Here is a 17,496-nt window from a genome sequence, read left to right as displayed (position 1 = left end):
GGCCCACTTCCCAACGCGGATCAATGTATGTACCGTTTCGTACATTAATCACGAACGGAGAACCATGCGCACCTCGATCGCTACCGTCTGTCTCAGCGGCGGCCTGGCCCAGAAGATGTACGCCGCGGCCGAAGCAGGCTTCGACGCGATCGAGATCTTCGAGCCCGACCTCATCGCCGCACCTCAGTCCCCCGAAGAGATCCGGGCGCTCGCCGACCGGTTGGGGCTCACCCTCGACCTCTATCAGCCGTTCCGTGACGCCGAAGGCGTCGACGAGTCGGTCTTCGCGGACGTCCTCCGCCGCGCCGAGGCGAAGTTCCAGCTCATGCAGCGGCTCGGGATCGACCTGATGCTGGTGTGCAGCAACGTCGGCACCGCGACCGTCGACGACGACGAGGTCTCCGCCGGACAGCTGCGCCGACTGGGCGATCTGGCGGCGACGTACGACATCCGGCTCGCCTACGAGGCATTGGCCTGGGGACGGTTCGTCGACGACTACCGACGCTCGTGGCGCATCGTCGAGCTCGCCGACCACCCCAACGTCGGGATCTGCCTGGACAGCTTCCACATCCTCTCGCGCGGCCACGACCCCAAGCAGATCGAGGAGATCCCGGCGGAGAAGATCTTCTTCCTGCAGCTCGCCGACGCTCCCGCACTCAGCATGGACGTGCTCTCCTGGAGCCGCCACCACCGGCTCTTCCCCGGCGAGGGCAGCTTCGCCCTGCCCACCTTCCTCGCTCACGTCTTCCGCGCCGGCTACGAGGGGCCGCTGTCGCTGGAGGTCTTCAACGACACCTTCCGCCAGACCGACCCGACCCGCACCGCCCGCCAGGCCCAGCGTTCCCTGCGCTGGCTCGCCGACCGCACCGCCGAACTACTCGGCGAGGAGGCAAGCCGAACCGGAGGCCCGCTCCCCCGGCTGCCCGAGGTCGCCGCACCGGAGGCCTTCGACTTCGTCGAGATCAAGGCGTCCGACACCTCCGGCGTCGAGGTGCTGCTCGAGCAGCTCGGCTTCGACTTCGGCGGCCGTCACCGCAGCAAGCAGGTGCGGCTGTGGACCTGGGGTGCGGCTCGTGTGGTGTGCAACGACGTGCCGAGCGCCTCCCCCGCGCCGCACATCGCCGCGGTCGGCTTCGACGTCGCCGACTCCGACCCGGCCGCCGAGCGCGCCGCCCGACTGATGGCGCCACCGGTCCACCGCCGGACGTACGCCGGCGAGCAGGCCCTGCGCGCCTTCACCTCCCCCGACGGCACCGAGGTCTTCCTCTCGCACGCGGAGGACTGGGCCGGCGAGTTCGACGGCGGGGTCTCGAGCACCGACGGACACGCCGTGCGGATCGACCACGTCAACCTGGTCCAGCCCTGGCACAGCTTCGACGAGGCGGTCCTCTTCTACACCAGCGTGCTGTCGCTGACCCCGCAGCCGAGCCAGGAGGTCGCCGGCCCGGCCGGCCTCGTCCGGAGCCAGGTGATGAGCTCGCCCGCCGGCGGCGTACGCCTTCCGCTCAACCTGCTCCCGAGCGGACAGCTCCCGACCGATCAGCAGGGCCACGCCCAGCACATCGCGCTCGCCTGCCACGACATCATCGGCGTCGTCACGGCCGCCCGCGAGCGCGGACTGAGGCCGCTCGAGGTGCCGGGCAACTACTACGACGACCTGGTCGCCCGCTTCGGTCTGGCCGAGGACCTCGTCGACACCCTCCGCGATCTCGACCTCCTCTACGACCGCGACGCCGACGGGGAGTACCTGCACTGCTACACCGAGACCGTCGGTGAGGTCTTCTTCGAGCTCGTCGAGCGCCGCGACCGCTACGACGGCTACGGCGCCGGCAACGCCCCCGTCCGCCTCGCCAGCCAGGCCACCTGACCCCCACCGCCGAGTTCGCACAAATGGCGAGCCGAGACTGCAGAAGTGGGCGACGAAACTAGAGTTTCGTCGCCCACAACTACAGACTCGGCTCGCCAAAGGTGAAGACTCGGCGAGGGGTCAGAAGTTGCCGCGGACCTCCTGCTCGCGCTCGATCGCCTCGAAGAGGGCCTTGAAGTTGCCCTTGCCGAAGCCGAGCGAGCCGTGTCGCTCGATCAGCTCGAAGAAGACCGTGGGGCGGTCGCCGATCGGCTTGGTGAAGATCTGCAGCAGGTAGCCGTCCTCGTCGCGGTCGACCAGGATGCCGCGCTTCTGCAGCTCCTCGATCGGCACCCGCACCTCACCGATCCGGGCGCGCAGCTCGGGGTCCTCGTAGTAGGAGTCGGGGGTGTTGAGGAACTCGATCCCGGCGTCGCGCAGCGCGTCGACGGTGGCCAGGATGTCGCCGGTGGCGAGCGCGAGGTGCTGGGCGCCGGGGCCCTGGTAGAACTCCAGGTATTCGTCGATCTGCGACTTCTTCTTGGCGATCGCCGGCTCATTGAGCGGGAACTTCACCCGGTGGTTGCCGTTGGCCACGACCTTCGACATCAGCGCGGAGTAGTCGGTGGCGATGTCGTCGCCGATGAACTCAGCCATGTTGGTGAACCCCATGACTCGACCGTAGAAGTCGACCCACTGATCCATCTTGCCGAGCTCGACGTTGCCGACGACGTGGTCGAGCGCCTGGAAGAGGCGTTTGGGGGCGCCCTCAGGCTTCTTCAGCGTCGAGGTGCGGGCGATGTAGCCGGGCAGGTAGGGACCCTGGTAGCCGGACCGGTCGATCAGCGTATGGCGGGTCTCGCCGTAGGTGGCGATGGCGGCGATGCGTACGGTGCCGTGCTCGTCGCTCACGTCGTGGGGCTCTTCCAGGACGCGGGCGCCCTGCTTGCGGGCGTGCTCGATGCAGCGGTCGACGTCGGGCACCTCGAGGGCGATGTCGACGACGCCGTCACCGTGGCGGGCGTGGTGGGCGATGATCTCGCTGTCCGGCGCGACGCCGCCCTTGATCACGAACCGCACTCCCCCGCTGCGCAGCACGTAGGAGTGGTGGTCGCGGTTGCCGGTCTCGGGACCGGAGTAGGCGACCAGCTCCATCCCGAAAGCGCTCTGGAAGAAGTGGGCGGTCTGGGTGGCGTTGCCGACCGCCCAAACGACCGCGTCCCAGCCGGTGACCGGGAACGGGTCAGAGGTGTCGTCGTAGGCCACCAGGCCGACGAGCTGCTCCAGCTCGGCCAGCCCGAGTCCGGCGAGCTTCTCTTGGTTGGTCAGGGTGTCTGCAAGCGTCATGCGGGCAAGTCAAGTGGGCCGAGTCACACCAAACAAGTTGACCACTGGACACTGGTCAATATGTCAGATCCGGCCAGCAATACCCGCATCCCACTAGACACTTTGACTATGATCGCGCCATGAAACTCGATGGCCTCGATCTGATCCTCCTGGAGACGCTGCACGCCCACCCGCGCGTCGGCGACCTCGAGCTCTCCAGAGTCGCCGGCGTCGCCCGCGCCACCGTGCAGAGCCGGCTGCGCAAGCTGGCCGAGGCCGGCGTGATCCGCGACTGGGCGCCTACGATCGACCCGGCCGCCGCCGGCCACACCGTGCAGGCGTTCGTGACCCTGGAGATCTCCCAGGGTGCCCTCGAGGACGTACGCCGCGACCTCGCCGAGATCCCCGAGGTGCTCGAGGCCTACGTCACCACCGGCTCGTTCGACGTCTTCTGCAAGGTCGCGACCGGATCGCACGCGAAGCTGCAGGAGGTGCTCGTCCGCATCGACCAGTCCCACGCCGTCGTCCGCTCGACCAGCGTGGTCACCCTCTCGACCCTCATCGAGCCGCGCACCCTGGACCTGCTGCGCACGGGCGCGACACCACGTTGACGAGGTTGTGAAGCTGAGAGTGACCTATAGACCACTCTCAGCTTCACAACCTCGTTGCTAGCGCGTCCGAGGCAGCTCGACCGAGACCCGTAGCCCACCGCCGGGACGGGCGAGTACCGCGAGATTGCCGTCGTGGGCGCGGGTGATGCTCTTGACGATCGCCAGGCCGAGACCGACGCCGGCCTGGTCTCCGTGGATGCGCTGCGTGCCTCGCTGGAACGGCTCGGTGAGCGTGGCGACGAGCTCACGAGGGAGCTCCTCACCGGTGTTCGCGACGGCGAGAACCACGCTCTTCTCCGTCGCGACGACGGTGACCGACACCGACCCGGCCTCGGGCAGGTTGTGGACGATCGCGTTGTGGATCAGGTTGGTCGCGACCTGCAGCAGCAGGGCGGGCGAGCCGGTGACCGACGCCTGGTCACCGGAGGTCTCGATCCGGACTCCGCGCTGCTCGGCGAGCGGCAGCAGCGTCTCGACCGCCTCCTCGGCGACCAGCGACAGGTCGACCGGCTCGCGGACGAAGGAGCGCTGGTCGGCGCGACTGAGCACGAGAAGAGCCTCGGTGAGGTCGATCGCGCGCGCGTTGATCAGGCGCAGCCGGTCGACGAGCTCCTCGACGTCGCGGTTCGGATCCTTGCCGGCGACATCGAGCAACGTCTGGGTGATCGCCAGCGGCGTACGCAGCTCGTGGGAGGCGTTGGCCGCGAACCGCTGCTGCTCGGCCACCTGCGCCTCCAGCTTCGCCAGCATGTCGTCGAACCCGTCGGCGAGCTCACGGAACTCGTCACCGGGGCCCTCGAGCTCGATCCGGTGCGAGAGCGAGCCGTCCGCTGCCGTACGCGTGGCCTCGGTGATCCTGGTCAGCGGCGCCAACATCCGGCCGGCGAGGATCCACCCTCCCACCAGGCCGAACACGACGAGGAACCCCATCATCGCCGCCGCCCGCGGCACGAAGGCACGCTCCAGGTCAGAGCGATTCGGGACGAAGGGAGCACTCGGGCTCCCCGGCCGCTGCGGCCACTCCATCCACACCCCGTCGGGGACGTAGCGCAGCAGGAAGACCCACACCACGGCGAGGAGCAGGACACCGGTGACCACGATGACCCCGGCATAGCTCAACGTCAGCTTGAGCCTGACGCTCAGCCCGGGGCGTCTGGAGCCCGTGTCGCTAGGCGTCGACATCGATGCGGTATCCCACGCCCGGCACGGTCGCGATGATCGCCGGCTCGCCGAGCCGCTTGCGCAGGGCGGAGACGGTGATGCGTACGGCGTTCGTGAACGGGTCGGCGTTCTCGTCCCACGCCCGCTCCAGCAGCTCCTCAGCGCTGACCACGCCGCCCTCGGCAGCGGCGAGCACCTCGAGGACCGCGAACTGCTTGCGGGTCAGGGCGACGTAACGGCCCTCGCGGTAGACCTCGCGCCGGAACGGGTCGATCCGCAGCCCGGCGATCTCCCGCACCGGTGGCCGGTTGTGGGCGCGCCGCCGGTCGAGGGCCCGCAGCCGCAGCACAAGCTCGCGCAGCTCGAACGGCTTGGTCAGGTAGTCGTCGGCGCCCAGCTCGAAGCCCGAGGCCTTGTCATCGAGCCGGTCGGCGGCGGTGAGCATCAGGATGGGCATCCCGGTCCCGGAGGCGACGATGCGCTTCGCGATCTCGTCGCCCGAGGGTCCGGGGATGTCGCGGTCGAGCACGGCGATGTCGTAGGCGTTGACGCTCAGCATCTCCAGCGCCGTCTCGCCGTCGCCGGCGATGTCAGCGGCGATCGCCTCCAGCCGCAACCCGTCCCGGATCGCCCCAGCCATCAACGGCTCGTCCTCGACCACCAGCACCCGCATGCCAATGATCCTAAGTCGATGACATATCGCCGACGTATCCGAAACGGCATACGTCCTGACGACACCGAGACCGGTTGACTGGCAGGGTGCCCTTCACCGTCAGACCGATCAGTTCCGCCGAGCACCTCGACCACATCAGGTCACGGAGCTCGGTCAGCTTCCAGCAGACCCCGGCCTGGGCCGCGGTGAAGACCGAGTGGCGCGGCGAGTCGCTGGGTTGGTTCGCCGGTGATCGGCTCGCCGGGACCGGGCTGGTGCTGCACCGGCCGGTGCCGCGGCTGGGCTACACGCTGGCGTACCTTCCGTGGGGGCCGGACATCGACTGGGCCGGCGGGCTCACCGACTGGCTCTCGCCGCTGGTCTCCTACCTACGCTCGCAGGGCGCCTTCGCGATCCGCGTCGCTCCCCCGGTGCGCACCCGCACCTGGAGCGCCGTTCAGGTCAAGGAGGGCATCGCCGACCCGCAAGTCACCCGCCTGACCGACCTCCCCGGGCACACCGATCCTGTCGGCGCCGACGTGACGCGATACCTGCGCGACTCCGGCTGGATCCAGCAGAACCCCGAGAGCGGGTTCGGAGCAGGGCAGCCGCAGTTCACGTACGAGGTCCCCCTACGCCATCCGGACGGGACCGCGCGCGCCGAGGACGACGTGCTCGCCGGGATGAACCAGCTCTGGCGGCGCAACATCAAGAAGGCAGCCAAGGCCGGCGTCGAGGTCACCACCTCGACCGGCGGCGAGGACCTGAAGGCGTTCCACGACCTCTACGTCCACACCGCCGAGCGCGACCGGTTCACCCCGCGGCCGCTGGCCTATTTCGAGAAGATGTTCGCCGCTCTCTCCACCGAGGACGACGGGCGCATCACGCTCTACCTCGCCCATCACGAAGGCGATCTGGTGGCCGCGATGGTCTACGTCCGCGTCGGCGGCCACGCCTGGTACGTCTACGGCGCCTCGTCGGGCACGAAACGGGACGTACGCGGCTCCAACGCCTGCCAGTGGGCGATGATCCGCGACTCGCTGGCCGCCGGCTGCGACGTGTACGACCTGCGCGGCATCACCCCGACGCTGTCGGCCGACGATCCGCACGTCGGGCTGGTCCAGTTCAAGGTCGGCACCGGCGGACGGGCGGTCAGGTACGTCGGCGAGTGGGACCTGCCGCTGCGGCCTATCGTCTATCGGGCCTTCGACCTGTACATGAGAAGACGCAACCAGAGGGAAGGAGCACACCGATGATCGTGAACGGATCAGGTTCGCTCACCGAGACCGGCATCGTCATCCTCACGGTGCTCGCGCTCCCGGTGGCAGCGCTGGCGGTGCCGATCCTGGCCCTGCTGCGCCGGGGCCTCGGCGTCCCGTGGCCGCGGGCGTGGCGTACGTCGCTGGCCGAGGTCGCCATCGTCTACGGCACCGTGCCCGGGGTGATGATGACGATGGTGCCGGGCAGCATGGCCGGCCTCGTCACCGGCTCCGTCAGCCTCGAGCCGTTCGCGGACCTCCCGACCATGGGCCGGTTCGGCATCGTCGGCAACCTGTTGCTCTTCGCACCGCTGGGCTTCTTCGGACCCATCCGCTTCCGCGCGCTGCGCTCGGTGTGGCGGGTCCTCGCGTTGGCCGTCGCCGGCTCGGTGACGATCGAGGTGCTCCAGTACGCCCTGCTGCTGGACCGGGTCTCGTCGGTCGATGACGTGCTCCTCAACGCGGCCGGCGCCACCGTCGCCGCGATCCTGTCGTGGCCGTGGTGGCGGCCAGGCGCAAGGCGTCGTCGATCGGCTCGCCACGACCTACCGGCTCGACCATCGGTGGCCGAGCCGGTCGAGACCGGCTGAGAGACCCTCAGGGCGTGACGATGGCGAAGTCGGGATCGCCCGGGTCGAGCACGGCGGTGAGCCGTTCCAGCACGGAGCCGTCGCCGGCGATCTCGATCCCCGCCTGGGCAAGCCGGTCGGGAGTGGGTGTGCCGACCGCGAGGGCGGGCAGGCTGCGTCGCTTCGTCGTCAGCGTGGCATCGGCATCGCCGGTCTGCGGGGCGGAGCTGTAGGTCAGCACGCCGTTGGCGAGGCGGAGACGGTAGCGCTCGTCGGTGTCGGTGATCACCACGTCGATGCTGAGCTTCTCGTCCCATGCCTCCGGGCCGTTGACCTGGACGGCCATCGCGTCGAAGAGCATGTCGGGGCTGAGCTGGGCGACCATGTCGGGGGACGCGGTGACCGTCGGCGTGCCGAACTGGCCGTTGCGGAGCTCGTAGGCGCCGGAGAGGTAGAAGTTGCGCCAGGTGCCGTTCTCCGAGCCGTAGCCGAGCTGCTCGAGGGTGTCGGCCAGCAGTTCGCGGGCCGCTGCGTGGTCCGGTTCGGCGAAGACCACGTGGCTGAGCACCTCGGCCGCCCAGCGGTAGTCACCCTCGTCGTACGCCGCCTGTCCGTGCGTGACGACGGCGTCCGCGCCACCGCCGAGGGCGACGTAGCGCTTGGCCTTCTCGACCGGGGTGTGCTCCCACAGGTGGGCCGGGTTGCCGTCGAACCAGCCGAGGTAGCGCTGGTAGATCGCCTTCACGTTGTGGCTCACCGAGCCGTAGTAGCCGCGGGTGGACCACGCGTTCTCCAGGGCCGGCGGCAAGGTGATCTGCTCGGCGATCTCCGAACCGACCAGTCCCTTGTTGAGCATCCGCAAGGTCTGATCGTGCAGGTAGGCGTAGAGGTCACGCTGCAGCGAGAGGAAGTCGACCACGCGCTCCTTGCCCCAGGTCGGCCAGTGGTGGGAGGCGAAGACGACCTCGACCTCGCCACCGAACAGGTCGATGGTCTCCGTCAGGTACTTCGACCACACGTGCGGGTCGCGGACCAGCGCACCTCGCAGGGTGAGGAGGTTGTGCAGGTTGTGAGTCGCGTCCTCAGCCGCGCACAGGGCCTTGAGGTCGGGGAAGTAGAACAGCATCTCCGCCGGGGCCTCGGTGCCCGGCGCCATCTGGAAGACGATCCGTACGCCGTCGATGACCTCTTCCTGACCGGTGGTCGTGATCTCGAGAGTCGGCGGGATCAGCGTGACTGTGCCGGTCGACGTGGTCTGCCCGAGCCCCGCTCCGAGCGCGCCCTGGGCGCTACGCGGCAGCGCGGCGCCGTACATGTAGCCGGCACGTCGCCCCATCGCCGTGCCGGCGTAGACGTTCTCCGAGACGGCGTGCTCGACGAACCCCTCGGGCGCGAGCACGGGGACCCGTCCGGCATCGACGTCCTCCTGAGTGGTGACGCCTTTGACGCCGCCGAAGTGGTCGACGTGACAGTGGGTGTAGATGACCCCGGTCACCGGCCGATCGCCACGGTGCTCCCGGTAGAGCGCGAGCGCAGCCGCTGCGGTCTCGGTCGAGATCAGCGGGTCGATCACGATCACCCCGGTCTCGCCCTCGACGAAGCTGATGTTCGACAGGTCCAGACCGCGCACCTGGTAGAGACCCGGGACGACCTCGTAGAGCCCGTCCGTCGCGACCAGCGTCGACTGCCGCCACAGGCTCGGGTTGACCGTGTCGGGGGCATCACCCTCGATGAAGTCGTAGGTGTCATTGTCCCACACCACCCTGCCGTCCTCGGCAGTGACGGCGTTGGGTTCGCGACGTCCGACGAGGCCGCGGCCGGCATCGTCGAAGTCCTCGGTGTCGGCGAACGGCAGACGCTCGAGGAGCGCACGCTGCTGCTCGGCGATAGCGGTGGTGGCATCACGAGGTGTTGTGGTCATGCCTCGACGCTGCGTCAGGAGCAACCGCCACGCCTCACCCGAAACCGGTGGGTCGGTGGCATGGCTTGGCGCAGACGCGACTGCGTCAAGCCATGTCACCGTCTCGGGCTAACCGTCTGCGGGAGTACCTAGCTGCCGCTTCTGCTCGTCGTCGAACCGCTTCTGGGCGAGAAGACGTTCATACTCTTCGTCGCTGTAGTCCGATGAGTAGTCGGCCATGAAGTCGACATCCGGATCGCCGCTCTGCTTGTCCTTCCCTCGGCCGCCACGGCCGCCCGCACCTGCGCCTGCGCCTCGCATCTGGCTTCGGCTGCCGGCACCAGTTGCGGATCGGCCGCCCGCACCTCCTGCACCACGCGCGCCAGCGCCAGCGCCACCCGATCGTGCCGCCTGCCCCGGGGCTCCGGCCCTCGCTGCCGTCCCGGCCGTCCGCCCCGCAGTGGCGGCCTTCGCCGGGCTGCTGGCAGCGCTGACCTTGCCTGCTGCAGCGGCCGCTCCGGCGCCGAACCTGGCCTTCAACGCAGCTGCAGCGCCGACCGCGAGCCCGGCACCGCCGAGTCCGATCCCAAGCGCTGCGGCTCCGCCGGCGCCACCACCGAGGGGCGCCAGACCTTCGGCCGTCTCGACGCTGGCGTAGCTCGTCGCCGGTGCCTGGGAGCCGTCCGAGTTGACCCACATTCCGGCAGAGTTGTCCCACTCCGGGATGTTCTCGGCATGGGCCTGCTTGATGATCTCCATCTGCTCGGCCCGGATCTGGTGTCCCTCGCCCTCCGCGTACAGCGTCCCAGGGTTCACCGAGTCGTACTTGGCCTGAGCCGCGGCCACCGCGCTGCGCGACCCCGGGCTCGCGTAACCGCCCGACGAAGAGCCCGAGCTGCCGCTGCCGTTCGTCCCGGACGACGCCGACGGCGGCTCCGTGATCGCCCGCACCTTCGGCTCGGCCTCCTGGTTGCCGTCATCGATCTGCTGGCACTGGAAGGCCGCATCCCGCTCAGCATCAGCGATCGCCTGAGCGTCCTTCGCGTGGTTCGCCTTCGCGTCACCCAACGCAGTCTCCCGACGCGCCTTCTCGGCACCGGTGTAACCCTCGGTCGTGTACGCAGGGTCGGATGCGCTCGGTGCGGGGCCGTGAGACGTCGGCAGCCTGCCCTCGTGGAAGTCGTACTTCTGCTTGGCCTGGTCGTAGCGCTCGGAGACCACGTTCATGGCTCTGCATGCCTGACCGATGACGGCGGCCTTCTCCGTCATCTGTGCGGCAGCTGCATTGTAGGACGACGCGGCTGCCTGCGCGGTGTACGAGGACTCGGCGAAGGCATCACTGCATGCCTTCGCCAGCATGGTGAACTGCTGCGCAGCAAGCTGGAAAGTTCGTTCAGACCGACGCCAGCTGGTGATGTAAGCGTCGATGTCCGCCGCATCGGCCGCGAGCAAGTATTGCTGCAGCCGAATCATGTGCGGCCCTTTGACCCGGCCGACACCGCCACCATCTAGGGTCGCCATCACGCACCGTCCTCTCCGGACGAGGTGCCCACGATCTCGGCGCGCGACTGCATCTCTTGGAGCAGCTCAGGGGGGATCGGCAGGAACGGGATCGGGATGGGTAGCGCGTCGGGACGATCGTCCTTGCCCAAGCCCATATGGAGTGGTTGACTCACCATCGCCACACCGGCGTCCAGGACTCGGCCCCAGTCGCCGGCGTCCTCATCCGCGCTGGTCATCTCCTTGGCAGCGCGGTCCGTGCCGTCGTAGAACTTGATCACCGCATCGGAGAGCTGCGACAGCGAGCTGCTGATCCGCTCGCTCGCCAGGTCTAACTGCTTCTTAAGTGACTCGCCGCTCGCGCCCTGCCCGAGAAGGCCCGCACGAGGCGTATCCACCCGCGGCTTGTCGACCTCGACCTTCATCTCGATCAACACATTCTTCATGCGGTCGACGACCTCATGGTCGACCTTGGTCTCTTTTCCGCTCCCCACGGAGTCCCCCTCGATTGACGCATGGCGTTGAAACGTCGACCAAGCACTGCCAACAGAGGCACTGGCCCGGGACCCATCAACCCTCTCGCGCACATTTTGCAATAATCGCCACCGCCTGTCCACGGCAAGGCCGCCCGGTTCCAGCGTTGCATCTCGCGGCGTTGACCTCGGGTCGCTACGCTCACCCCATGCCGACGACTCGGGCACGGACCCGCCACCTAGTTTCGACCTCCGCCGTTGCTGTCGTCGCCATTCTCGGCGTGACGCTGAGCGCATGCGGCTCGGCTGACAATCCACACGAAGGCACTACCACGCCGTCCAACAGCCCGTCCAGTGGGCAGTCGGCGAGTTCAGCTGATCCGAAAGCTGGCTGGCACGCGGCCGAGGTAGAAGGCGGCCAGTTCCTCGTGCCGCCAGACTGGGACGTCGAACATGGCGCCGGCGGGCCCGAACTGCAGGCCCCGCCCCTACGCGAAGGCGGCGTCCGTGTGGGTGGCGGTAGCTTCGGCTCAAGCCTAACCATGGAGTCTTCCACTGCCATCGACGACGCCGCGGAGACTGCACTCGCGTTTCACAAGGGCGAAAACATGGATAAGGTCGAGCGGCTCCCCGACATTACACTCGGTGGCGTCAGGTTTTATCACGTCCGTGGCGAGGATTCAGCGCGGTGGCTCGACACATACGGGACCGTCAGAGACGGCAGGCTGATCAGTATCTTGTGGACGTTCAACCGCGGGCTGGTCGACCGCAAGGAAACCGACGAGATGCTCAATCAGGTAATGCCAACCTTCGAACCGTCATCCTGACGGAGACGGACTCACCGTCCCCGCCGAGACGTGGACCGATCGGGCCGGCTTCGACATCAGTCCATCGCCTTAGCGGGCAGACCGGCGCACGCTCAAGCCCTCCACCAGTATCTCGGTGACATCAACTGGCGGCTCGTCTTTTCCTCGATAGCCGGCGCCGACTGCAGCGAGTCTGCCGTCCGACGTTGGCCCGAAAGTTCCTGATCAGCGCATCGGAGAGATGCGACAACGTGCTGCTGAATCGGTCGCTCGCCAGGTCCAGTCGAGTCTTGAGCGACTCGCCGCTTGCACCCTGCCCGAGAAGCCCCGCCCGAGGCGATTCCACCCGCAGCTTGTCGACGTCAACCTTGAGGTCGACAAGCATGTTCTTCATGCTGTCGACGGCAAAGCGAAGCCTGATTCAGCATTGCGTTACATTGCATCGACCTCGAATCGCTACGCTCGCCTCCATGCCGACGACTCGGGCGCGGACCCGCCACATAGTTTCGACCTCCGTCATTGCCGCCGTCGGCCTTCTTGGTGTATCCCTGAGCGCTTGTGGTTCAGCTGACGATCCGGACGAGGGCGCAACTACCTCGAACAGCAGTCCGTCCAGTGAGCAGTCGGCGAGTTCGGCCGATCCGAACGCTGGCTGGCACACGGCTGCAGACGACGGTGGCCAGTTCCTTGTCCCGCCAGACTGGGAGGTCGAGAAGGTGGCCACAGGGTCCGCTTTGCAGGCTCCCCCTCAACGCGAAGGGGGCGTCAGGGTTGGCCGAGGGATCTTCGCTTCGAGGGTCGCTATCGACACCCCCGACGCCATCGACAATGCCGCTGAGACGGCGGTGAAGTTCCACAAGAGCGGTGGCATGGACGACGTCAAGCGCCTCCCCGACGTGACCCTCGGCGGCGTCAGGTTCTACCACGTTCGTGGCGAGAACTCGGCCGAGTGGCTGGACGACTACGGGACTGTGAATGACAGCAACTTGATCACCGTCTTGTGGTCGTTCAACCGCGGACTGGTGGATCGAGATCAAACCGATGAGCTGATCAATCAGGTGATGCCGACGTTCGAGCCGACCCCCTGACGTCCCACTCAGCGGCCGCTCAACTCACTCAGATGAGCCCGCCATATCCACGAGGCGCGCAGGTAGCGAAGAGACTTCGGCATTCGGATGGCGAGTTTCACCTTTCGGTGTCGAGGGCGGCGGCGACCTGGTCGAGGCGGGCTCCGCGGGAGGCCTTGACGAGCACGACGTCACCAGTGCGCAGGTGGGTCCGCAGCCAGTCGATGGCGGCGGCGTTGTCGGGCAGTGCGAGGGCCTTCTCCCCCGCGCCCTCGGCGATGACGGCGGCGGCCTCGCCGATGGCGAGGACGAGGTCGGCCCGGGTGGCTGCGTACGTCCCGATCTCGTGGTGTGCAGCGAGGCTGGCTTCGCCCAGCTCGAGCATCTCGCCTAGCACAGCGATGCGGCGCTTGGCGTCGATCGAGGCCAGGGCGTCGAGGGCGGCGCGGGTGGAATCCGGGTTGGCGTTGTAGGAGTCGTTGAGGAGCGTCGCGCCGTTGGAAAGGGCGCGACGCTCCATGCGCCACTTCGAGATGGAGGCGGTGTCGAGCGCGGCCGCGGCCTGCTCGAGGGGTACGCCGGCGGCCAGTCCCACGGCCACGGCTGCCGCCGCGTTGGGCGTCCAGTGCGCACCGACCAGGGGAAGGGTCACCGATGCGCTGTCACCCTCGTGCCACAGGGTGAACGACGGCCGGCCGACACGGTCCAGGGACAGGTCGCAGACGCGTACGCTCGCTCGACCGCCGGCGCCGAAGGTCAGGACCGGGCCGTCGGTGAGCTCGGCCATCGCGAGCACCCTCGGGTCGTCTGCATTGAGCACGGCCGTGCCGTCGGCGGCCAGTCCGCGCACCAGCTCGCTCTTGGCCACAGCGATCGCCTCGCGTGACCCGAACTCACCCAGGTGGGCGCAACCGACGTTGGTGACGACGGCGACGTCCGGCGCGACCAGGCTGGTCAGCGCGGCGATGTCCCCGATGTGTCGGGCACCCATCTCGAGCACCAGGAACCTCGTGGTCGCATCGGCGCGCAGCATGGTGAGAGGTACGCCGAGCTCGTTGTTGAACGAACCGGAGGTCGCCACGGTCGGTGCTTCGCTCGACAGCACCGCCTCGATCATGTCCTTGGTGCTGGTCTTGCCTTGGGAGCCGGTGACCGCGACCACGGTCAGCTCCTCTCGCAGCAGTGCGACGACGTGAGCAGCCAGGTGTTGGAGTGCGGCCTGTGCGTCATCGACGACGATGGTCGGGAGAGCCGTCGGGCGCGTGCCGAGGGCGGCGACGGCGCCGGTCGCGGCCGCCTGGGATGCGTACTCGTGACCGTCCGTGTGCTCACCGGCGAACGCGACGAAGAGACCACCCGGCTCTGCCGCCCGGCCGTCGATGACAGCCGGGGCGCTCACCGTCACCGAACCGTCGCCGACGACCTTCCCGCCGACCAGCGATGCTATTTCGTCCAAGCTGAGGGGAATCATCCCATCAGTCTTCGAGATCACGTGTTGTCGGCGCGTATGCGCTAATCGATATGCGGACGATAGCCGCGCCGACATCGGCGGGCTACCTATCGTCGACATATCGGAAATCCCATACGAGCCCGCAACCGAACCTGATGTTTGCTGGCCGGGATGACCTACCACCAACCAATACAGACGACCACGATCTCACCGACCTTCAGGATCGTGGTCTACGGCTGCGCGCCCGACGAGGAAGCCCTCTTCGGGTCGCTGGCACCGACGCACAGCGTCTCCCTGACCATCACACCCGAGGCGGTGACGGCTGACAACGCCGACCTCGCCCGCGGAATCCGCTGCGTGAGCGTAAGCCATAAGACACCGATATCGAACGACACGCTCTTGGCCCTGAAAAGGGCCGGCGTCCAATATGTCTCGACACGGAGCGTCGGAGTCAACCATATCGACGTCGAATTCGCCACGAGCATCGGGATAACGGTCGGAAACGTCGCCTATTCACCCGACTCGGTAGCCGACTACACGTTGATGCTGATGCTGATGTCGGTGCGCGCAGCGAAAGCCACGATCCGGCGCACCGACGCCCACGACTACCGCCCAGGAGCGGTGCGCGGCCGCGAGCTGCGCGACCTGACCGTCGGTGTGGTCGGGACCGGCCGGATCGGGGCGGCCGTCATCGACCGGTTGCAGGGCTTCGGGTGCGAGGTGCTCGCCCATGACACCCGGGCACGCCCCGCAGCCGTGGGTATCGAGCACGTCGACCTCGACACCCTCGTCGAGCGCAGCGACATCGTCACGCTCCATGCGCGGCTCAGCGAGGAGTCGCACCACCTTCTCGACCGGCGGCGCATCGCCCGCATGCGGCCCGGTGCGTACGTCATCAACACCGGCCGCGGCGCGCTCATCGAGACGCCGGCGCTCATCGCAGCCCTCGAGGAGGGCCGGCTGGGCGGGGCGGCCCTGGACGTCGTCGAGGGCGAGGAAGGCATCTTCTATGCCGACCTGAGGGGGCGAGAGCTCCCCAACGCCTGGCTGGCGCGACTCCAAGAGATGCCGAACGTGCTGGTCAGCCCACACATCGCCTATCTCACCGACCACGCCCTCGCGGACACGGTCGAGAACTCCATCATCAACTGTCGTGAATTCGGAAGCAGGTTTCAACATGTCTGAGCCCAAGATGTCCAAGGTCAAGGTCGGCGTCCTCTTCGGTGGCGTCTTCGAGGAGCACCCCGTCTCGGTGAAGTCTGCCCACGAGGTCGCGAAGCACCTCGACACCGACACGTACGAGGCTTACTGGATCGGCATCACCAAGAGCGGCGACTGGCGCCTGTGCGACGGGCCCGAGGCGAGCTGGGAGGACGGCGCGCACCGCCCGGTCGTGCTCTCCCCCGATCGCAGCGTCCACGGGTTGCTCGTCCTCGACCAGAGCAGCCACGGCGGCAGCTACGAGACGATCCGGCTCGACGTCGTGATCCCGATCCTGCACGGCAAGCTCGGGGAGGACGGCGCGATCCAGGGCCTCCTCGAGCTCTCCGGGATCCCGTACGTCGGTTGCGACGTCCAGAGCTCGGCGCTGTGCATGGACAAGTCGCTGACCTACACGGTCGTCGGCGAGGCCGGGATCCGGACACCGAACTTCTGGATCCTCGACGCCGGTGACACGGTGCTGCCCCTGGGCGATCCCGGCGTACTCCCCTACCCGGTCTTCGTGAAGCCGGCCCGCTCCGGATCGTCCTTCGGCGTCAGCAAGGTGACCTCGGCCGAGGAGCTGGCTGACGCGGTGGCGACCGCACGGCAGTACGACGAGAAGGTGCTCATCGAGGAAGGGGTCGTCGCCGAGGAGATCGGCTGCGCGATCCTCGGGAACGGGTCCGAGCTGGTCACCGGAGAGGTCGACCACGTCGCGCTCTCGCACGGCTTCTTCAAGATCCACCAGGAGGACGCCCCCGAGGCCGGCTCGGAGAACGCGACCTTCATCGTCCCGGCCGACATCCCCGAAGAGGCGCAGGAGCTGGTCAAGACCGAAGCGCAGCGGGTCTATCGCGCGCTGGGCTGCCGCGGTCTGGCGCGGGTCGACATGTTCCTCGAGCCGGACGGCACCGTGGTGCTCAACGAGGTCAACACCCTGCCCGGACTCACCTCCTACAGCCGCTATCCGCGGATGATGGCCGCGGCCGGAATCTCGATGACCCAGCTTCTCGACCGCGCGATCGCACTGGCCCTGGACGAGGTGGCTCGATGAGGGACGGATTCGCCTTCGTCGACGACCTGGTGCCTGGCATCCGCTGGGACAGCAAGTACGCCACCTGGGACAACTTCACCGGCAAGCCTGTCGACGGCTACCTGGTGAACCGAATCGTCGGCACCCGCGAGCTGGGCGCAGCACTCGCCCAGGCGCAGGACAAGGCCGCTGCCCTCGGCTTCGGGATCCTGCTGTGGGACGGGTACCGCCCCCAGCGCGCCGTCGACGCCTTCCTGCGCTGGGCCGACGAGCCCTCCCCTGATACCGACGAGCGCAAGCGAATCCACTATCCGAGGATCACCCGCCCGGAGATGTTCGAGAAGGGGTACGTCGCCACGAGGTCCGGCCACAGCCGCGGCAGCACCGTCGACCTGACCCTCTTCTCCCTGGCCACGGGAGCACAGCTGGACATGGGTGGTGACCACGACCTGATGGACGAGATCTCCCACCACGGCGCGGCCGGGGTCTCCGAGGTCGCGGCGCGCAATCGGGCGTACCTGTGCTCGGTGATGGAGTCATGCGGGTTCAGCCGCTACGAGCACGAGTGGTGGCACTACTCGCTGATCGAGGAGCCCTACCCGGACACCTACTTCGACTTCCCGGTCGGCTGATCCACGGA

Annotated in this window: 16 protein-coding genes; 9 read left to right on the top strand and 7 right to left on the bottom strand. The window is 67.9% G+C overall.

Annotated features, from left to right (window positions below; translation table 11 throughout):
- Window positions 1-64: 64 nt before the first annotated feature.
- Complete coding sequence (locus IEY84_RS05365; protein WP_183544849.1) at window positions 65-1,867, top strand: bifunctional sugar phosphate isomerase/epimerase/4-hydroxyphenylpyruvate dioxygenase family protein; 1,803 nt, start codon at window positions 65-67, stop codon at window positions 1,865-1,867.
- 120 nt (window positions 1,868-1,987) lie between these two features.
- Here the strand turns inward: IEY84_RS05365 and hppD are convergent, their stop codons facing one another.
- The gene (gene hppD / locus IEY84_RS05360) at window positions 1,988-3,193 is read right to left on the bottom strand and encodes a 4-hydroxyphenylpyruvate dioxygenase (RefSeq protein WP_183544851.1); all 1,206 of its coding nucleotides are present in this window, start codon (window positions 3,191-3,193) and stop codon (window positions 1,988-1,990) included.
- Window positions 3,194-3,312: 119 nt separating this feature from the next.
- Between hppD and IEY84_RS05355 the strand changes: the two genes are divergently transcribed.
- Window positions 3,313-3,783, top strand: a complete 471-nt coding sequence (locus IEY84_RS05355) for an Lrp/AsnC family transcriptional regulator (protein ID WP_183544853.1) — start codon at window positions 3,313-3,315, stop codon at window positions 3,781-3,783.
- Window positions 3,784-3,840: 57 nt separating this feature from the next.
- Here IEY84_RS05355 and IEY84_RS05350 read toward each other — a convergent pair whose 3' ends face one another.
- Together IEY84_RS05350 and IEY84_RS05345 are read right to left on the bottom strand one after the other, a co-directional pair.
- Entirely contained in the window at window positions 3,841-4,965 is a 1,125-nt protein-coding gene (locus IEY84_RS05350; protein WP_183544855.1) for a sensor histidine kinase, read from the bottom strand.
- A complete protein-coding gene (locus IEY84_RS05345; protein WP_183544857.1) occupies window positions 4,952-5,617 on the bottom strand; it encodes a response regulator transcription factor in 666 nt (221 codons plus the stop codon). The genes IEY84_RS05350 and IEY84_RS05345 overlap by 14 nt, the downstream gene beginning before the upstream one ends.
- Window positions 5,618-5,703: 86 nt before the next feature.
- Here IEY84_RS05345 and IEY84_RS05340 point away from each other — a divergent pair, with 86 nt between their 5' ends.
- Window positions 5,704-6,852, top strand: a complete 1,149-nt coding sequence (locus IEY84_RS05340; protein ID WP_183544859.1) for a lipid II:glycine glycyltransferase FemX — start codon at window positions 5,704-5,706, stop codon at window positions 6,850-6,852.
- A complete protein-coding gene (locus IEY84_RS05335) occupies window positions 6,849-7,445 on the top strand; it encodes a VanZ family protein (protein WP_183544861.1) in 597 nt (198 codons plus the stop codon). Before IEY84_RS05340 ends, IEY84_RS05335 begins: the two co-directional genes overlap by 4 nt.
- A gap of 7 nt (window positions 7,446-7,452) precedes the next feature.
- On the opposite strand, the gene IEY84_RS05330 is transcribed toward IEY84_RS05335, so the two are convergent.
- From IEY84_RS05330 to IEY84_RS05320, 3 genes are all read right to left on the bottom strand, one after another.
- Complete coding sequence (locus IEY84_RS05330) at window positions 7,453-9,345, bottom strand: alkyl/aryl-sulfatase (protein ID WP_183544863.1); 1,893 nt, start codon at window positions 9,343-9,345, stop codon at window positions 7,453-7,455.
- 108 nt (window positions 9,346-9,453) lie between these two features.
- Window positions 9,454-10,845 (bottom strand): hypothetical protein, encoded by a 1,392-nt coding sequence (locus IEY84_RS05325; protein WP_183544864.1) that lies wholly within the window; start codon window positions 10,843-10,845, stop codon window positions 9,454-9,456.
- Window positions 10,845-11,525, bottom strand: coding sequence for a hypothetical protein (locus IEY84_RS05320; RefSeq protein WP_183544865.1), 681 nt, complete (start codon window positions 11,523-11,525; stop codon window positions 10,845-10,847). The genes IEY84_RS05325 and IEY84_RS05320 overlap by 1 nt, the downstream gene beginning before the upstream one ends.
- On the opposite strand from IEY84_RS05320, the gene IEY84_RS05315 reads away from it, so the two are divergent.
- Together IEY84_RS05315 and IEY84_RS05310 are read left to right on the top strand one after the other, a co-directional pair.
- A complete protein-coding gene (locus IEY84_RS05315; RefSeq protein ID WP_183544866.1) occupies window positions 11,507-12,124 on the top strand; it encodes a hypothetical protein in 618 nt (205 codons plus the stop codon). The two genes, IEY84_RS05320 and IEY84_RS05315, sit on opposite strands and share 19 nt — an antisense overlap.
- A 362-nt stretch (window positions 12,125-12,486) precedes the next feature.
- Window positions 12,487-13,191, top strand: a complete 705-nt coding sequence (locus IEY84_RS05310; protein ID WP_183544867.1) for a hypothetical protein — start codon at window positions 12,487-12,489, stop codon at window positions 13,189-13,191.
- Between the two features lie 97 nt (window positions 13,192-13,288).
- Here the strand turns inward: IEY84_RS05310 and IEY84_RS05305 are convergent, their stop codons facing one another.
- Entirely contained in the window at window positions 13,289-14,626 is a 1,338-nt protein-coding gene (locus tag IEY84_RS05305) for a UDP-N-acetylmuramoyl-tripeptide--D-alanyl-D-alanine ligase (RefSeq protein ID WP_229788367.1), read from the bottom strand.
- Between the two features lie 165 nt (window positions 14,627-14,791).
- On the opposite strand from IEY84_RS05305, the gene IEY84_RS05300 reads away from it, so the two are divergent.
- From IEY84_RS05300 to vanX, 3 genes are read left to right on the top strand one after another with little or no spacing between them, the layout of a single operon-like run.
- Window positions 14,792-15,805 (top strand): D-isomer specific 2-hydroxyacid dehydrogenase family protein, encoded by a 1,014-nt coding sequence (locus tag IEY84_RS05300; protein ID WP_183544870.1) that lies wholly within the window; start codon window positions 14,792-14,794, stop codon window positions 15,803-15,805.
- Between the two features lie 7 nt (window positions 15,806-15,812).
- Window positions 15,813-16,877, top strand: a complete 1,065-nt coding sequence (vanA, locus tag IEY84_RS05295; RefSeq protein ID WP_183545399.1) for a D-alanine--(R)-lactate ligase — start codon at window positions 15,813-15,815, stop codon at window positions 16,875-16,877.
- Entirely contained in the window at window positions 16,874-17,488 is a 615-nt protein-coding gene (vanX, locus tag IEY84_RS05290; RefSeq protein ID WP_183544872.1) for a D-Ala-D-Ala dipeptidase VanX, read from the top strand. Before vanA ends, vanX begins: the two co-directional genes overlap by 4 nt.
- Window positions 17,489-17,496 lie beyond the last annotated feature (8 nt).

The organism is Nocardioides albus, from assembly GCF_014648255.1.
GTDB classification, from domain to species: Bacteria; Actinomycetota; Actinomycetes; order Propionibacteriales; family Nocardioidaceae; genus Nocardioides; species Nocardioides albus.
This window is presented reverse-complemented; position numbering and strand designations above follow the sequence as displayed.

Coding starts and splice junctions, on each gene's coding strand:
- IEY84_RS05365 (WP_183544849.1), top strand. CDS start 65: ATGCGCACCTCGATCGCTACCGTCTGTCTCAGCGGCGGCCTGGCCCAG.
- hppD (WP_183544851.1), bottom strand. CDS start 3,193: ATGACGCTTGCAGACACCCTGACCAACCAAGAGAAGCTCGCCGGACTC.
- IEY84_RS05355 (WP_183544853.1), top strand. CDS start 3,313: ATGAAACTCGATGGCCTCGATCTGATCCTCCTGGAGACGCTGCACGCC.
- IEY84_RS05350 (WP_183544855.1), bottom strand. CDS start 4,965: ATGTCGACGCCTAGCGACACGGGCTCCAGACGCCCCGGGCTGAGCGTC.
- IEY84_RS05345 (WP_183544857.1), bottom strand. CDS start 5,617: ATGCGGGTGCTGGTGGTCGAGGACGAGCCGTTGATGGCTGGGGCGATC.
- IEY84_RS05335 (WP_183544861.1), top strand. CDS start 6,849: ATGATCGTGAACGGATCAGGTTCGCTCACCGAGACCGGCATCGTCATC.
- IEY84_RS05330 (WP_183544863.1), bottom strand. CDS start 9,345: ATGACCACAACACCTCGTGATGCCACCACCGCTATCGCCGAGCAGCAG.
- IEY84_RS05325 (WP_183544864.1), bottom strand. CDS start 10,845: ATGGCGACCCTAGATGGTGGCGGTGTCGGCCGGGTCAAAGGGCCGCAC.
- IEY84_RS05315 (WP_183544866.1), top strand. CDS start 11,507: ATGCCGACGACTCGGGCACGGACCCGCCACCTAGTTTCGACCTCCGCC.
- IEY84_RS05310 (WP_183544867.1), top strand. CDS start 12,487: ATGTTCTTCATGCTGTCGACGGCAAAGCGAAGCCTGATTCAGCATTGC.
- IEY84_RS05300 (WP_183544870.1), top strand. CDS start 14,792: ATGACCTACCACCAACCAATACAGACGACCACGATCTCACCGACCTTC.
- vanA (WP_183545399.1), top strand. CDS start 15,813: ATGTCCAAGGTCAAGGTCGGCGTCCTCTTCGGTGGCGTCTTCGAGGAG.
- vanX (WP_183544872.1), top strand. CDS start 16,874: ATGAGGGACGGATTCGCCTTCGTCGACGACCTGGTGCCTGGCATCCGC.